Annotated in this window: 14 protein-coding genes and 1 tRNA gene; 5 read left to right on the top strand and 10 right to left on the bottom strand. The window is 45.9% G+C overall.

Annotation, left to right across the window (positions count from 1 at the left end; all coding sequences use genetic code 11):
* The first annotated feature begins 69 nt into the window (after positions 1-69).
* On the top strand, positions 70-423 hold the full coding sequence (locus tag HKK80_RS12770) for a helix-turn-helix transcriptional regulator (protein ID WP_411799981.1): 354 nt from the start codon (positions 70-72) through the stop codon (positions 421-423).
* A 22-nt stretch (positions 424-445) separates the two neighbouring features.
* Here the strand turns inward: HKK80_RS12770 and HKK80_RS12775 are convergent.
* The 6 genes from HKK80_RS12775 to HKK80_RS12800 all read right to left on the bottom strand — a co-directional run bounded on the left by HKK80_RS12775 (position 446) and on the right by HKK80_RS12800 (position 5,098).
* Positions 446-580, bottom strand: a tRNA-OTHER gene (locus tag HKK80_RS12775).
* Positions 581-976: 396 nt separating this feature from the next.
* Positions 977-2,725 carry a histidine kinase N-terminal 7TM domain-containing protein gene (locus tag HKK80_RS12780; RefSeq protein WP_411799982.1) on the bottom strand — a complete coding sequence of 583 codons (1,749 nt, stop codon included), beginning with the start codon at positions 2,723-2,725 and terminating at the stop codon, positions 977-979.
* 682 nt (positions 2,726-3,407) lie between these two features.
* The gene (locus tag HKK80_RS12785; protein ID WP_411799983.1) at positions 3,408-3,695 is read right to left on the bottom strand and encodes a PadR family transcriptional regulator; all 288 of its coding nucleotides are present in this window, start codon (positions 3,693-3,695) and stop codon (positions 3,408-3,410) included.
* A gap of 138 nt (positions 3,696-3,833) precedes the next feature.
* Entirely contained in the window at positions 3,834-4,061 is a 228-nt protein-coding gene (locus tag HKK80_RS12790) for a hypothetical protein (protein WP_411799984.1), read from the bottom strand.
* A 25-nt stretch (positions 4,062-4,086) separates the two neighbouring features.
* A complete protein-coding gene (locus HKK80_RS12795; protein ID WP_411799985.1) occupies positions 4,087-4,518 on the bottom strand; it encodes a TRAM domain-containing protein in 432 nt (143 codons plus the stop codon).
* Positions 4,519-4,609: 91 nt separating this feature from the next.
* Positions 4,610-5,098 carry a hypothetical protein gene (locus HKK80_RS12800; protein ID WP_411799986.1) on the bottom strand — a complete coding sequence of 163 codons (489 nt, stop codon included), beginning with the start codon at positions 5,096-5,098 and terminating at the stop codon, positions 4,610-4,612.
* Positions 5,099-5,365: 267 nt separating this feature from the next.
* Between HKK80_RS12800 and HKK80_RS12805 the strand changes: the two genes are divergently transcribed.
* Positions 5,366-5,722: a winged helix-turn-helix domain-containing protein gene (locus HKK80_RS12805; protein ID WP_411799987.1), complete on the top strand. Its 357-nt coding sequence runs from the start codon at positions 5,366-5,368 to the stop codon at positions 5,720-5,722.
* A gap of 243 nt (positions 5,723-5,965) precedes the next feature.
* Here the strand turns inward: HKK80_RS12805 and HKK80_RS12810 are convergent, their stop codons facing one another.
* A complete protein-coding gene (locus HKK80_RS12810) occupies positions 5,966-7,456 on the bottom strand; it encodes a PQQ-binding-like beta-propeller repeat protein (protein WP_411799988.1) in 1,491 nt (496 codons plus the stop codon).
* A gap of 394 nt (positions 7,457-7,850) precedes the next feature.
* On the opposite strand from HKK80_RS12810, the gene HKK80_RS12815 reads away from it, so the two are divergent.
* Entirely contained in the window at positions 7,851-9,095 is a 1,245-nt protein-coding gene (locus tag HKK80_RS12815; RefSeq protein ID WP_411799989.1) for a site-specific integrase, read from the top strand.
* Between the two features lie 198 nt (positions 9,096-9,293).
* Here HKK80_RS12815 and HKK80_RS12820 read toward each other — a convergent pair whose 3' ends face one another.
* Positions 9,294-10,508 (bottom strand): hypothetical protein, encoded by a 1,215-nt coding sequence (locus HKK80_RS12820; RefSeq protein WP_411799990.1) that lies wholly within the window; start codon positions 10,506-10,508, stop codon positions 9,294-9,296.
* A 136-nt stretch (positions 10,509-10,644) separates the two neighbouring features.
* On the opposite strand from HKK80_RS12820, the gene HKK80_RS12825 reads away from it, so the two are divergent.
* Both HKK80_RS12825 and HKK80_RS12830 read left to right on the top strand, forming a co-directional pair.
* Entirely contained in the window at positions 10,645-11,175 is a 531-nt protein-coding gene (locus HKK80_RS12825; protein WP_411799991.1) for a hypothetical protein, read from the top strand.
* Between the two features lie 2 nt (positions 11,176-11,177).
* Positions 11,178-12,362 (top strand): tyrosine-type recombinase/integrase, encoded by a 1,185-nt coding sequence (locus tag HKK80_RS12830; RefSeq protein ID WP_411799992.1) that lies wholly within the window; start codon positions 11,178-11,180, stop codon positions 12,360-12,362.
* Positions 12,363-12,743: 381 nt separating this feature from the next.
* Here HKK80_RS12830 and HKK80_RS12835 read toward each other — a convergent pair whose 3' ends face one another.
* Complete coding sequence (locus HKK80_RS12835; protein WP_411799993.1) at positions 12,744-13,847, bottom strand: tyrosine-type recombinase/integrase; 1,104 nt, start codon at positions 13,845-13,847, stop codon at positions 12,744-12,746.
* Complete coding sequence (locus HKK80_RS12840; RefSeq protein WP_411799994.1) at positions 13,844-14,404, bottom strand: hypothetical protein; 561 nt, start codon at positions 14,402-14,404, stop codon at positions 13,844-13,846. Before HKK80_RS12840 ends, HKK80_RS12835 begins: the two co-directional genes overlap by 4 nt.
* Positions 14,405-14,520 lie beyond the last annotated feature (116 nt).

The following is a 14,520-nucleotide window of genomic DNA, read 5'->3' on the forward strand; positions in this document are numbered from 1 at the left end:
ATCTAGATTATTTCTTGGTTAGGAGACTTCTATCGACAGATTTAGTGAAATTCGGATCTATGCGATTATGTGAGCGTTGCTGAACCTACTGTTGAGTTATCTGAGTCCCAGCACCGTGGACTGGAACTGATCGAGGAGACTGGCGGTATCCACCAAAGTGAGCTCTGGAAAGGACTGGATGTCTCTTCGCGCACGGGGAGCCGCATCGTTGATCGGCTGTTGGAAGCTGAGTTGATTGAGCGCACGGAGACGATGTACAATGGCAGGAAGACATACTATCTGACACCGACCGATACGGATCTCGATTACCGATTGTTGATGGCTGGTGACATGCTCTCACCGCTTATCGGTGAGGATGATGTCGATTCGCAAAGCGATGTGTTCACCCAGTGGGTGATGAATCTCCAGTATAACCAAGAGTAACGCGGATCAGTTGATATGTTGATGGGTACGCTAGGATTCGAACCTATGGCCTTCCGGACGCCTTACCAGCGTTGCAGTCAGTGGCCGTGCCGCGCGGACTCACGGCCCTGCTGGTGAGACGCACTCCGGTTGTTCTGCCAAACTGAACTACGCACCCGCTGGATAGCCTCTCTGTTCCGGTGGCAAACAAGTGGTGGTCTGGAGAAGCCATTCGTCACAGAACTGGCCCTACCGCGTTGTATCGTCCTGTTCAGCTTTGCTATGGGTGGATGAGTATTTTGTAGATGCAATTTGTATGCCCAGTTGGAACTTGGCGGGTCGTCACACGCTCCAAGTTCCTCTTCCCGTATGGCCGACCAGGATCAGTCGATTGGCGTTTGTCCGTTCTGCGGTTCGATACTCCCAGCTGGGTCGGTATTGATTGAGTACGAGTCTGACGGTGAGCAGCGTGTTTTCGCTCGGTGTTCGGACTATCGAGAGCCGGTTCATCCTGAGTGAGTCTACCGGTGGACGAGCCGACTGTAGTCGTTGCGCAACTCTGAGCGTCAGTCAACTAATCTCTCCGTACCGTCGGCAGCTCAACAACAAACACCGCACCCTCAGAAGGGGTATCGGCGGGTGTTTTAGTATCAATAACGTCGCCTTCTTCGCGATCTTCGATCCAAACATCACCACCGTAGCTCTCTACCAACGACTTGACGAGGTACAGCCCAATTCCGGTACCCTCACTGTCGAGTCCTTTCTCACCCTTGCCGAAGATATCCTCCTTTGCGGCGTCAGAAATGCCTGGGCCATTGTCTGCAACTCGGATTTTAATACTCCCCTCCTCTGTGTTCGATGACACGGCAACGGTCGGAACTGGTTTGTCGTTATGCTGCATTGCATTCTTCAGTAGGTTGCGGAACACAGAGCCTAACATTTCGTTAGCTCGCACAGATACCTGCTGAACCTCCGCAGCAGAGATGATGTTAGCGTCTGGATATGCTTCCCTGACCTGTTCAATCTCAGATTGTACTACCGAACTGATACTGATCGGTTCAAGTTCTTGCTCCGCTGAGAGCATGACAGCTGCCATCTCTCGGGCTACCTTTGTGAGATCAACGGCATGCTCTGCATTTTCATGGACGGTCTGCAAATGCGTTTCTGCTTCCTCATCATCTATGATGTCCGCGACCATTTTTGTATACGCAAGTATCAGTTGGAGATCGTTCCGGATATCGTGACGCAACACTTGATTAAGAATATCCAGATTATCTCGTTGCTCTTCAATTTGCTGTCTGTACTCTTTTTCTGCCGTGATTTCATGCAATACGAATGCACGGCGTCTCTCGTCGTCGCCGACTGTTGAGGCTGTCACAGAAAAGTGTCGTTTCTCACTGTTGGGCATGATCTTGATTTCTATCTTACCATTGTCCATCTCGGTGAGCTGGCTGAGATCTTGATCTCCGGTTGAGGAAACAAATTCGTCTGCTGGCATACCAACGTACTCTAGATCAGTACCAAACAGGTCATGAGCAACCCGGTTGGCGTAAACGAGACGGTCCTGCTGATCAAGGACAACTGCAGCATCGTCTATATCCTCTAACAGCACCCTACGTGCGGTAGGGATTAATTCCAGAAAATCTACGTAGAATAGTGCCCAGAGAAAGGTCACGGACAGAACCGTACTCCCGGCCATCGTTGCATTGTATAACAGGTCTGGATACGGCTCAAGTCCGGCGACTTCAATAATAGCCGCCAGATAGATGACTGCGACACCGCCAAGTATTGCACGGGCCTGTTGGCGATACGCACCACTCTGGGTCACATATGCGTCGAGAAACATCCCCAGCATAGCAGTGGCTGCGACAAATACTACAAACAGGTGAACTGCCCACCAGGCACCAAACTCATAGACTGGTGTCCCATTTTGCACAACCATCGGCGCACGGGTATAGAACAGGCCGCCAGGATTGAGTCCGATTAGTAGTGCCTCAAGACAGAGATAGCCACCAACACTGCCCAGTGCGATTGGCCGTTTGAGCCACGTTCGTTCAGTATACTCTGCAGCGACATACATACCGGAAAACGCCACTATAACCGCAGCAAGCCACGAAACGCCCAACATACGAGGAGCAATCAGTTGACTGTCTAGTCTGGTGCCTGCTCCGTAGCTAAGTATCCAGACGGTTGACGCAAGCCCGTGGATAACAAGTGGCTTACCACCGGGGTTCGACCGGTGTTGCCACGCAACCACTGCAACACCTGCTGATATTAGTGCCGGAATTCCGAATAAGACCAAATCAAACTGGCTTACACTCATAGTGGATCAATTGATAAAATATTGTATAAATATTTGTGTGGAAAATATAATATAATAAAAAATCTCTCCAGAGATAGTCGTCAGTCGTTTTATCTTAATTAAATGTGCAGAGCGAGCATTATCATTCAGTTCAAAATAATCAGCCAGTCAATTGTTGTGAAACTACCCAAGGTGCACAGCCATTGATCGGTTTCGGTCGTTGAGCCTGCCACAAAAATAATAACTTTACTAATGGTTTCCTGCTGATAGCTTCGTGCAAAATACAATCTCTGTTAGCCGCTGCGGAAGGTGAGGAAACTGATGAACTCCGAGAAGAGGTCGAAGGATTAGAAGCCCTGATCGAAGAACTCACCGAGTTCAAATCAGGCACTACATTTCACACCCGGTCGGGAGCTGATCCATAATTCGGGTGCTTGATTGCGATTTTAACGGTCACCAACTATTATATTTGCCTCCAGTGTGGGAGTACCCATGAGTGTCGTGGGGGCGATTTTGGCGGTGCTTTCTGGGCAAGATGACCGGGGTGCTCCGTACGAGTGCCAGCATTGTGGGAGCCAATTTCCTGTCCACCATCACTCCTGTCCAGAGTGTGGCGGCTACTCGATTGATCGGGCTGAGTGGTCTGCAGAACCTGAATGACCGATAGGTGGGTGATTATTCCGCTTGGTCAGAGCCGAATCGACTACCCATTGTCACCTTCAGAGAGTTGTTTCGCCTCCCATTCGTGGCGGTCGGCAAGCAACGCCCGCCCTTCTGGAGTCAATTCGTAGTTGTTTGTTCGGTCATCAATACTACTCTTAGCGATGTACCCCTTCTCAACGAGCGTGTCGAGACTGGGATACAACCGTCCATGATTGATTTCTGTGTCTCCGTAGTCTTCGACCGCACGCTTGATTCCAAGGCCGTATGAGCCACCTAGCCCAGCGATACAATACAGCAGATCCCGCTGGAAACTATTTAATTCGAACATTGCCCAATCGATTGTTGAAATAGCGAAATATATTTCTACCGAATGTGTTAAATTCCAACTCAAAGTTCCCTTGGCTGATAGAAACGAGTGTGAAACTGTTGCTCAGATCTGATTTTCTGTGTCTACTTGTCGGAGCCGTTATTGGAGTGGTGGCCGGATGGCGTGGGCTGGGAGCTCAAGTTCTTCACCGTCTGGCAATCGTATCCGGTAGCGTGGCTCCTCTATTTGCTCGCCGGTGAGTGTCGTTAGCTCGCCTTTGACGACATCAATAATTCGACCGTGGTCGCCGTGATACTGGTCATGATCAGGGTCTGTCTCGTCAGGGATATCGATGCGAACTGTGTCTCCAGTGCTGAACTCGGTCATACTCGTAGCTATCTGATAGTGAATCTCAGTTGTGTTGGGGTGTGTGATGTCGTTCAACGACTTCTGCAAAAGCAACATTCTCTTTTGCAGTCTCAATCCGAACGGTTGCTCGGTCGCCAACCTTTGTGTCCGGAACGATGACAACGTAGCCTCGATCAATTCGGGCAATCCCGTCGCCTTTGTCTCCGATGCTATCGATCTCAACTTCACGTGTTTCGCCGACATCGACAGGTGGCTGTTGCTTGTCTTCTTGTTCAGGTGCTGGCTCGGCTGGTTGATCAGCTGGGGAGTCAGATACAGTGTCTGCATCTACCGGCAGCAGTGCCACGCGGTATGTTCCACTCGTGTCTATCGCGCTGTTCTCTATCTCTCGATCCGGAATCTCAATGTGATATGAATCGTCTTCAGCACCCACCTGGGCAGTGAAGAGGCAAAGCAAATCATCAGAAATTTCCATACCACAAGCACGCTGCCGAGGTTGAAAAGTGATTCAATTTAGTACTGTGAAGAGCAGCGATTACCATGGAGAGAGCGTATGCTGGTTGTGGTCATCGTTCAATCGCAACGATATTTTCCAGTGGCTCTCGATACTCACCTTCGCCGACAACTGTCCCATCTGCGGTAATCCGATACTCTTCATCATACTGAGTGAGGCGGAGTTCAGTCGTCTTGTGAGTAACATCCCAGCCAGCGTCGGTAAACCGCTCAGCAAGACTATCAAGCCATTCTGCGTCTAACTCGCCAGGTTCGATCTGTTCCAAGCGACCTGCTGGAAATCCATACTGGTTGATGTCGTGTTCGACGACCTGCTCAAAGAGCGCATCTGGGTCAAGAGCTTGCCAGTCGTCGAGCGTATCGGCAAGGGCATCTCGAAACGCCACGATCACGAGTTGTTCGTCGGTAGCATACTCTGGATTTTCCGCAGCAGCCGTGGTCGTTCCCGAATCCGTTTCGTGTTCCCAATCGGCGATTGTTTTGTCTGCAGGGCAGTCCACGACAATGGCTTCGTCGGGGTCATCATCTTCAGTATCAGCCACTGAATCGCCAACAGAGACTGTCACGGTTGATTGCTCGGGGGCCATCTTAGTTGTTCAAGACGAGCCATCCATCAAGTATCTCCCGGCTGAGAAAGTTCACAGGTTCCCAGCATGATTTGTCTGCCCCTTGCTTTGCAGTCACCTATCCGAAATGTAGAATATACCATTTAAAGCTAACATGCTGAAGATAACTAGAGTTGCTTCAGAGTTCGATTGAGAATGATAGCAGCGGGCTACACTGGGTATCGGTCGGACTGTACAAATACGATGTCAGCGATAGAGTCTAAGAGCGAACCACCGGACTCCCGGCACAGTACAGAACCCCACACGACAGAGTCCATCGATGCAGAGTGTTTTCTGGAGGTCATCTCCGACACGTATGCACGGAATATCTTGACGGCTCTGGCTGATCGTCCGACAGCCGCCGCCACGTTAGCCGAGGAACTGGACGCGTCACGCCCGACCGTCTATCGCCGGCTGAACTCTCTTGAGTCAGCTGGGCTGATCGAAAGTACCGTTGCACTCGACGCTGATGGTCATCATCGCAAACGATTCCATGCTGTCGTGGACAGCGCGAATCTCACATTCGACAGCAGCGGGATTGAAATTACGGCTCTAAGTTGATCTTTCGCTGTATCAGAGAAATTGATCTTCCGGTCTTCCATTAGCACGCAACCAGCTTCGGTCAAGCCAACTGCCGCCTCCTCACTACTGTCACGAAGAGATCTCGAATAAACCCCGTCGCAAAGCGGTTTTATTCTTCATAGAAATAGGGAATTTGGAATATTCTTGCCTAACTGAGTGAAACAACAGTCAGATTAGCGATATTGCTACCAATTGGCATGCAGGATAGACAGTGCGTGTCTGTCAGTTACCGGCTGGGGAAAGATTAAGTTCAACTTCAAACTCAACAGGAGAATTGGTAATATCGCCTGTGCTTGGGTTTACACTGAATTCAATTGGACTCGATGGTGTTGGATCAGATGGCGTCGGTTCAAGCCCATCTGACCTGACGATACTAACATTATCAACCTCAACATTGCTCGGCATTGCTATGTCAAAGTCATCTTTTCCATTATCAGTGCTGAGGTTCTCAACAGCGAACGTGAGTACGTGTGTTTCATTGGTACTGGTAACTTCCTTTGGATTCAATGATACATTACGCACATCAACTTTCGGACTACTGGATTCACCTGACGATGCCTGTTGATTCCAGTCTCCGTGATGTCCCAGTGTGCCCAAATTGACCCGAGACCCTTCACTTGACCCGCTCACATCTGCATCCAGCGCGTAGAGATTGTTGTCGTAACTCCCGACGAAGACAGTACCATCGACCACTGTCGGCGATGAATAAACTACATCACCGGTTTCAAAAGCCCACTGCCGGTTGCCAGTTTTGACATCCACCGCATAGAGATTAGAATCAAGACAGCCAACGAAGACAGTTCCATTAACTACCGTTGGCGACGAGTAAACAATTCGCTCAGTTTCAAAGACCCATCGTTGCTCACCAGTCTCAGCATTTATGGCGTAGAGATTGCTGCCATCACTTCCGACGAATACAGTCCCATCAGCTACCGTTGGTGACGAATAAACAATGCCACCAGTTGTGAAGGCCCATTGTAGATTTCCAGTCTTGATATCCACTGCGTAAAGATTGGCGTCGTTGCTCCCGACGAAAATAGTGTCATTTTCAACCGTCGGCGACGAGGCAATAGAATTCGCAGTCTCAAAGGCCCACTGTTGGTCGCCTGTCTCTGCATCCACCGCATATAGATTGTTGTCGTGACTGCCAACATAGACGATGCCATCGACGATAGTTGGTGATGAAACTACAATATCTCCAGTTTCGAAGGCCCACTGTTGGTTACCCGTCTCTGCATCCACTGCATAGAGGTTGTTGTCACGACTGCCAACGTAGACGGTTCCGCCCACTGCAGTCGGAGATGAAAAAATCCGACCATTGGTTTCAAACGTCCATTGTTGTTCACCTGTTTCAGCATTCACCGCGTACAGGTGTTTATCATGACTCCCAATGTAGGCGTTCCCATCCACTACGGTCGGAGATGAAAAAATCCGACCATTGGTTTCAAACGTCCACTGTTGGTCTCCCGTCTCAGCATCTACTGCATACAGATTTGTGTCCAGACTACCAATAAACACCGTATCATCAACCACGGTTGGTGGTGATTCAATGCTACCCTCAACTTCGAAGGCCCACTGTTGTCTATTCTGTGTTTGTGCTGTCGCAGATCCCGTTCCAAATATAACTGTAGGTGTCGCTCCAGCAACCAATTTAAGAGTGTGTCGTCGAGTTGAGGTAAGTTTTAGATCCTCACCATTTGGGTCATTTTTCATAAATACGTTGTGATTCTCTATCGAGAAATATCTAATTATGCGTTCCCCCGACCAGTTTGACCGATACACTGTCTTTGCTGGATTTAATCTCTGTATTTTGCACAGCTCGATTTTATAGGTTTGAGATCGGCGCCGTTGTTTCGCTATCTTATGTAAGAGCCATTTGAAAATTGGAAATGATTTGTTGGCTTATAAATAATAAATCTTGTCTGATTTTGATGTAGCGTCATATAGTTTATTGATGCTTCGGCTTATTCACGGGCTATTTGCTACTTAGTCAGTTGTCCAAGTACGACACTCAACTCACCAAAACTATTAGATAGCTGTGAGATAAACGCTACTCCACAAGAATGGCCGATATCAAATCACCCCAAACCACAGCGAGGCGGTTCCCGTGAGCGAATCACAGTACCAGTGGTCACGGAAGTCACTCGACGAGTTGGTCGATTTCTACTACAGCGAGATTCGACCGGCGATGCGAGACGACGATCACGACCCAGATCACGGCCGTCCCAGCTACGAATGGCTGGCTGACCACGGCTTCTCGGGGTTGTCCTACGCTCTTCAGGAGCATCATGACCTGACTGTGAAGGAATTCTTCGTCGAGGAAGTGGGTCTTGGCGACCATACCCCTAGGGACTCTGACCATGATTCCGGCTACGACTGGAGTGTTCAGAACGACGAGACGGTTACAGCGATCAAGAAGTATCTTTCGACACAACGTGATCGCGGGGAACTCGCTGAATCTACAGTCAAAAGTCGTCGCTCCCGTCTAGCCGAGTACACTCGAATATACGAGCAGCTGCATGGAGCGGTTAGCCTCACGCGAACCCTCGACGATATAGAGGAACGGCCCACCGAAAACGACCGCTGTATGGCCGTCTTCGACGTACTCAAAGATCGGCTCTCAACCGATCAATCCCGGCTCAAGTACCTCGGCGACGTACAACAATTCTACGACTATCAGGTTCGCTTCCAAGGTGCAAAGTACAATCCACTTGATGGAGCCAATGACCAGTTCCGCTGGGAGATTGATAATCCCGATAACAAGACTGTTGACGCCGACGGAATGCGAGCCATCTACGAGGCAGCCGAGAGTATCGACGAAAAGTTGTTACTGTTGGCACTCGGTGCGTGGGGACTAAGGCCGAATGAAGTAGCCTCACTCACGGTGGATCAGTTTGTTCTCGGTGATGACGAGGACAACCGAATCGTCTTCGAGCAACGCAAGAACGGGCCTGGTGAGGTCGCCGTGCTATTCGGTGTTGATGTTCTGAAACAGCGAATTGTCGATCTTGATGACCCTGGGTGGGATGGCTATCTTTTCCCATCTGATCGGTCAACAACGGGTCACATCACACCGCAGACGGTCACAAACCGATTCAAACAGCTTGCTGAGACCGCCGATGTCACCGTTGAGGGTGTAACGCCAACTGCCAAGATGGGGCGTCGATTCTGGTATACAACCTACAACGAAGCAGTCAAGCAGATGATGGAAGGCTTGAAGGGTATCGCTGCGGATCAGGGTTCGTCAAGTACTGAGATTGTTTCCCAAAATTATCTCTCAGAAGCCGAAAAACGGCGATACCGCCGTGAATCAATGCAAGACGAACTGAAAGCAGTCTTTGGAACCTACTAAGCAAGTTGTTACCATCTCTTTGAGAGACATGAGTACAGCATTTACGTTTTCTATGGCAGCAATACGAAAACGCCGATTAGAAGCGTACGCCCATCTGTAGAACCGAACTATCATCGAATGACTGTTGATATATTGCACACGAATGGCTTTTTTTACGAATTAGACTACAACGGCACATTTAATTTTACAAATAAGCGTTCATATTTCAAAAATGGCGTCAAAAATTCTATTATGTATCTCATGTTGGTCAGGCTGATCTGTAATAACTTGACCAATAGCACGGTTAACAAATTCGCCCCCATTTTCTTCGAACATCGCGTATCCAACTACATAGCCAAGATCTGTTAATGACCATTTTCCACCTACTCTATTATTTCCTTCTCTCTTGACGAGAGGGGGTTCATTTATCCATTTATCAGAAGAGGAATCACTCCCGAGATTATTCATTATTTCAGTAACTTGTTTCTTACTTGCATTACATTCACTTTTTATTTTGTTTCTCCTAATATATCTACTGTCTGTGTTCCAAACCACCTGAAAGACTTCTTTAGCAAAGAGTTGACCACTTTGGCTGTTATTCATCAATTTAATTGAGTCTCGGATTTGATTTATTAATTCCACTGCACCAACGATTTCCTCAGGATGAGTTAGTATCTCTTCTAAAAATCTCAAGTACTCCAAGTCATGATCATTTGTCTTATGTCCAACTGAATCAGAATCTGCTTGTTTATATTTTTGAACTGCCCGTCTTGCTTTTTGACTCCTTTCTCTCATACCATTGTGATTTCCTAGAATATGCCTTTCATTAATAGAGCTCTGAGATAACTCTTCTTCAACTGATTTCATTTCTATCACATCATTTATTTCTGATGCATATTCGTTCTTATCTTCAAATTTATTCTGAATATAATCCAAATAACTAGCCATATTTCTCTTTTCTTTTTTAAAATTAGAACGAGGCTCACCGAACATTCCTATTGTAAACCCCCATCCCAATTCATCGTAGCTAACGTTTGTGTCTGACAAGAACGTAAGTGACCGGAGCATTTGTCCTATTGTATAGCCCAAGCGAACCTCGTGATCAAATTTAGTATTAGGCATCCAAGTATGAGGCTCAACGAACTCGGAATCTCGTTCCAAGTGGAGTCGGGGTTCGATATTTAGCAACTCTTCCCACTCTTCTGACCCATACTCTGAATCAAGAAATCCACCAGCATCTAAAAGTGCAATATCATCTACCAGGGCTTGTATCCGTTGGGGAAGACTGGGAAGACGTTTATTTATAATATTACGGCGGGCTTTGTTCTTTTTTTCAGAATCTAGATCATCACTATGCGGTAATCCAGCTAGGAACTTTCGCTCATTCTTATATATATGACTGGACTGAATGTTCCGATCTTCCTCTAAGTCCATACATTGCCATATAGTGCTACAATTATGATTATTTTGAACGATGAATTTGAGCGATAAACGAACTATATATAATTTTTGCCTACCCCCCCATCGACCTGTTATCTTCCCTATCCTTTCACTAATTATCGAGTGTAGAATGAATCAAGAAAACCAATCAGACTCAGAACAGGGTCAAACTACTGATACAGGCGATATTATACGCACGAAGATCTGCCTTACTGATCACCATAATGATCTGCTGGATCAAATTGTTGAGAAGCGATATGCATCTCGTAGTGAGGCTGTGCGAGCAGCAATTCAGCATCACTCGCAGTATCTTAGTGAGAATGAAAATACAGATATTGAATCATTACAGACAGAAATCAAACACCTAACACAAGAAATTGAAACTGTACACGAGAAAATAGAAGAACAAAACTCTGATGTGGTTCATATAGCTGAACAATCGTCAGATAATGCAGATAGTTTAGCTTCTGAAACCAACTCTGAAACAGAAAATAAAATTGTTAAAGAACTAACTAAATCTCATCCATTGTCTGTTGATGACATTGTAGAGAGGATTGGGGGAGATGTTGTATCTGTGGTTCCCAAGATCAGATCTCTACAACAAGAGGGCATTATCAGCCCAGTCAGTGACAATACCGACAAGTACGAAATTGATATATAAAAATGACAGATAAAAATAAGAAGCTGACGGATTTCGATAATAGAACCGATCAAAAATCGACGGGAAGCACCCCAGACAAGAAAACAGAGGGTGAAAGAGAGAATAAGAAAAATAGAAAGGTTGAAAAAAGAAAAAATTCAGATAGCACCACAGTTTGTGGTTGTTATGAAGAAATGAAAAATAAGTATCAAGAAAAAATTGACGAGTTAGATATTACTCCCCCTAAATGCGGCCACTGTATTGCATACTTATCTAATGAGGCACCTGTGAAATCAGTGTATGAGTATAATTGTTCTCTTCGATTTTTTATTGAGAGCATTCATCTACAAGGAGTCTGTATAAATAATGTCGAATTTGTAGATGTACGAGATTATTTCGAAGATCGAGGGAAACAAGGGTTAGCTAAATCTACGATTACCAGAGATAAGAGCGCAATCAAAGGGGCAATAAGCCGGTTTGAAGCAGAGAATAAAAAGTTCCCAGAAGTTTCTTGGAAGATGTCTGAAAATATAGATCCAAGTAATTATAGCACGGATACTAAATATGAGCGAGAACCACTTAAAAACGAAGAAATAAAGCAACTGATGGCGGCATTAGACGATCTCAGAAACAAATTGATGGTTCTCACTAATATAGAAACAGGACCCCGAGCCAAAGCAACTACTTTAATAAAATTATCTGATGTAAATCTAGAAAAGAAGCAAATAAAACTAAAAAATACAAAATCTGGAGGAACTTATATAATACCACTGACCAACAAATTAGCTGCCTTGCTTGAGCACTGGATTCAAAATGTTCGCACAAGTTATATTACAAATGAAGACAATCCATATCTATTTCCTTCTAGAAAAGAGGGAAAATTATCAAAAGACGAATATAATAGACTTGTACATACTGCTGCCAAAGAGGCTGGAATCCAAGAAAAGATAGGCGAAATATCGATAACTGGAAAACAAAAAGAGATGTTCAACAATAATAGAGATTATAGGACTAAATGGAAAGTAGATGTGCATACTCTGCGGCATACCTTCTCTCGGTTGTTGAAAAATAACGAGGTATCTAAAGACGCACGAATATATGCATTGGATCACTCAAGAGATGTAACGGATGAATACGGCATCGATGAGGAGGCCTCCAGAGAAGAAATAAGAAAGAAATTTGATGGAATCGACATCTCAATTCTATAAGTATTCTCTACAGCGAGGTAGATACTGTATGATTAGACACCATTTTTGTTCATAATCTGATTTATGTATAAGTATTCTATTCGGTGAACTATCTCAAATACTTTCACTCTCGTTACATTAACTGGGGTAATGCCCATGTAATTCCCATTTCAGTTCTTCAAACGCCCGTTTGAAGAACTGAAGTGGGCATTTAGTTCCCATCCTAAGTGGATCTGCGAATCTTGTCAATTCTGAACATAGTGGGTTAATAAAGATAGAATATATCATACAAATGATTGTGTCTGTGAGTTTATTATTCTAAATACTATACTACCAATATTTGATAAAATAATAGATATCTACAGACGGTTGCGTATAGAACGTAGTAGATCACGATAGAAACTATCTCGGCACGTCAAATCGATCTCGGATCGATGAAAACTCCTGCCCACGCCCATGGGAATATTGTTGAGTGGTTTTCGGATTACGGTGGTTAGCTACCAGTTGCCGGTATGGAAGCGGTACGCCTGCTTCTTTCATTAGTGTGAGACAAGTATGTCGAAGTGTATGAACCGTCACCCGATTCCATTCTCTTACTTCTATGTCTCCATCGTACTGTTCACGTTGTCCAGGTGGAACCTCCGATGTCCCAATTGTCCTCTGAAGACCAGCTCGTTCTGCCGCAGATGTGACGATAGTATTCAGTCCACTGTTGGTCTTCAGTTTCCCTCCATTGTGTGCAGGAAACAGATACTCCCCACTCGTTCCTGCTGCATAACCAGCGCGATATTGATCACACCATATTTGAAGTTCTGTTCGTAGCTCCCGGCTAATAGGCACATTGTAGGGTGCCCCATTCTTTGGATCACGAACGTAGATTTCGCACGCCTCAAAATTGACATCAGTAACCTGAATATTTCGAAGATCAGAGTTTCGCAACCCTGTTTCAGCTGCGACAATTACTATCAGACGATTCCGGTAGCTGTTCATCGCATCAAACAGTTTCCGAAGCTCTTGCCGATCAAGTGGTTCGCGTTCAATTGGTGGCGGCGTATTGTATTCTGATAGATCGATTCGATCTAATTCGATTGGATCAATTGTCAATACGTCAGCAGCATCGGTTCGTAACCGAATATAGACATACAACTCATGCACAGCCGTCAGCTTGCCCTCAATCGTCGATTGGCGGTTCCCAAGATCCACACAATTCTCAACGTATGCAATTATATCTGTGAGGGTAACATCCAGAATATGCACGTCACGAGCTTTGAGAAAGGAAACATACTGGCTTAGGTGATTCTCATATGTTGATGCAGACTCTTCAGTGAGTTTCCGACCGCTTCGGGCTTCTAGGTATGCACAAACAAATGGGTCCGAAACTGTGAATCGATCCGAATCTGTAACTTCAGGCTCGATATTTTGGCTATATGACTCTTGAGTAAGACGAGATATATGAGTACGAAACCAATCTGTTATCGTGTCACTGTTTGACGACCACGGCGTCATAGGTCCTCACCTCGATGCCTATTGTGATCATTATTCAGAGAAGGGCTAATTTTGGCAAGATGATATCGAGGTGGGTTTCCTGAAGTAGTGAATACATGACCGTGGTCTATCAGGTAGCCCAATATTTGCCGAACATCAATAGGTTGCATCTCAACGTACTCGATGATATCTGCTACTCTGAGCGGTGTATTTGCCTTCTCTAAAACAGAGATAACCTGTTTTGCGGCTGGATCAGCACCTTCCTCTAAGTTAACACCCATACTTTCCGCCTCAGATAGACTTCCGTCTGATGGGTGTTTTTGTTCGTTTAATGAGTTGACTGATTCAGTAAGATTATTGATCTGGTCTTCGATGTGGGCGACAGACTCAATCAAGTGGCGAATAGTGAGATCACCGTTTCCATTGAGCGTTTCACGGTGATCAGAGATCGATTGCCGTAGACACAGACTCACGTTACCTTGGTAGTTATTATCAGCCATCTGTTCTAATTCTGCGTCCAATTCTTCTGTGATCGTGAATTTGCGACGAACAAACGTCGTCTCGGGATTTGTATCCATGAATTTCTCCTGAACTACAGTGGCGTACCTCGGAGGGCTTCCGGCGGTACCAGCGGTCTTATAGTAGTCTGAGCTTCCCACAACGCAGTCACAGAAACCTCTTCAATTTTAGAGAG

The sequence above is a fragment of the Halonotius sp. F2-221B genome (genome assembly GCF_046719765.1).
GTDB lineage: Archaea > Halobacteriota > Halobacteria > Halobacteriales > Haloferacaceae > Halonotius.

Bases quoted from the DNA above. Each gene is read 5' to 3' on its own strand.
- HKK80_RS12780 (WP_411799982.1), bottom strand. From the start codon at position 2,725: ATGAGTGTAAGCCAGTTTGATTTGGTCTTATTCGGAATTCCGGCACTA.
- HKK80_RS12785 (WP_411799983.1), bottom strand. From the start codon at position 3,695: ATGTTCGAATTAAATAGTTTCCAGCGGGATCTGCTGTATTGTATCGCT.
- HKK80_RS12790 (WP_411799984.1), bottom strand. From the start codon at position 4,061: ATGACCGAGTTCAGCACTGGAGACACAGTTCGCATCGATATCCCTGAC.
- HKK80_RS12795 (WP_411799985.1), bottom strand. From the start codon at position 4,518: ATGGAAATTTCTGATGATTTGCTTTGCCTCTTCACTGCCCAGGTGGGT.
- HKK80_RS12805 (WP_411799987.1), top strand. From the start codon at position 5,366: ATGTCAGCGATAGAGTCTAAGAGCGAACCACCGGACTCCCGGCACAGT.
- HKK80_RS12810 (WP_411799988.1), bottom strand. From the start codon at position 7,456: ATGAAAAATGACCCAAATGGTGAGGATCTAAAACTTACCTCAACTCGA.
- HKK80_RS12820 (WP_411799990.1), bottom strand. From the start codon at position 10,508: ATGGACTTAGAGGAAGATCGGAACATTCAGTCCAGTCATATATATAAG.
- HKK80_RS12825 (WP_411799991.1), top strand. From the start codon at position 10,645: ATGAATCAAGAAAACCAATCAGACTCAGAACAGGGTCAAACTACTGAT.
- HKK80_RS12830 (WP_411799992.1), top strand. From the start codon at position 11,178: ATGACAGATAAAAATAAGAAGCTGACGGATTTCGATAATAGAACCGAT.
- HKK80_RS12835 (WP_411799993.1), bottom strand. From the start codon at position 13,847: ATGACGCCGTGGTCGTCAAACAGTGACACGATAACAGATTGGTTTCGT.
- HKK80_RS12840 (WP_411799994.1), bottom strand. From the start codon at position 14,404: ATGGATACAAATCCCGAGACGACGTTTGTTCGTCGCAAATTCACGATC.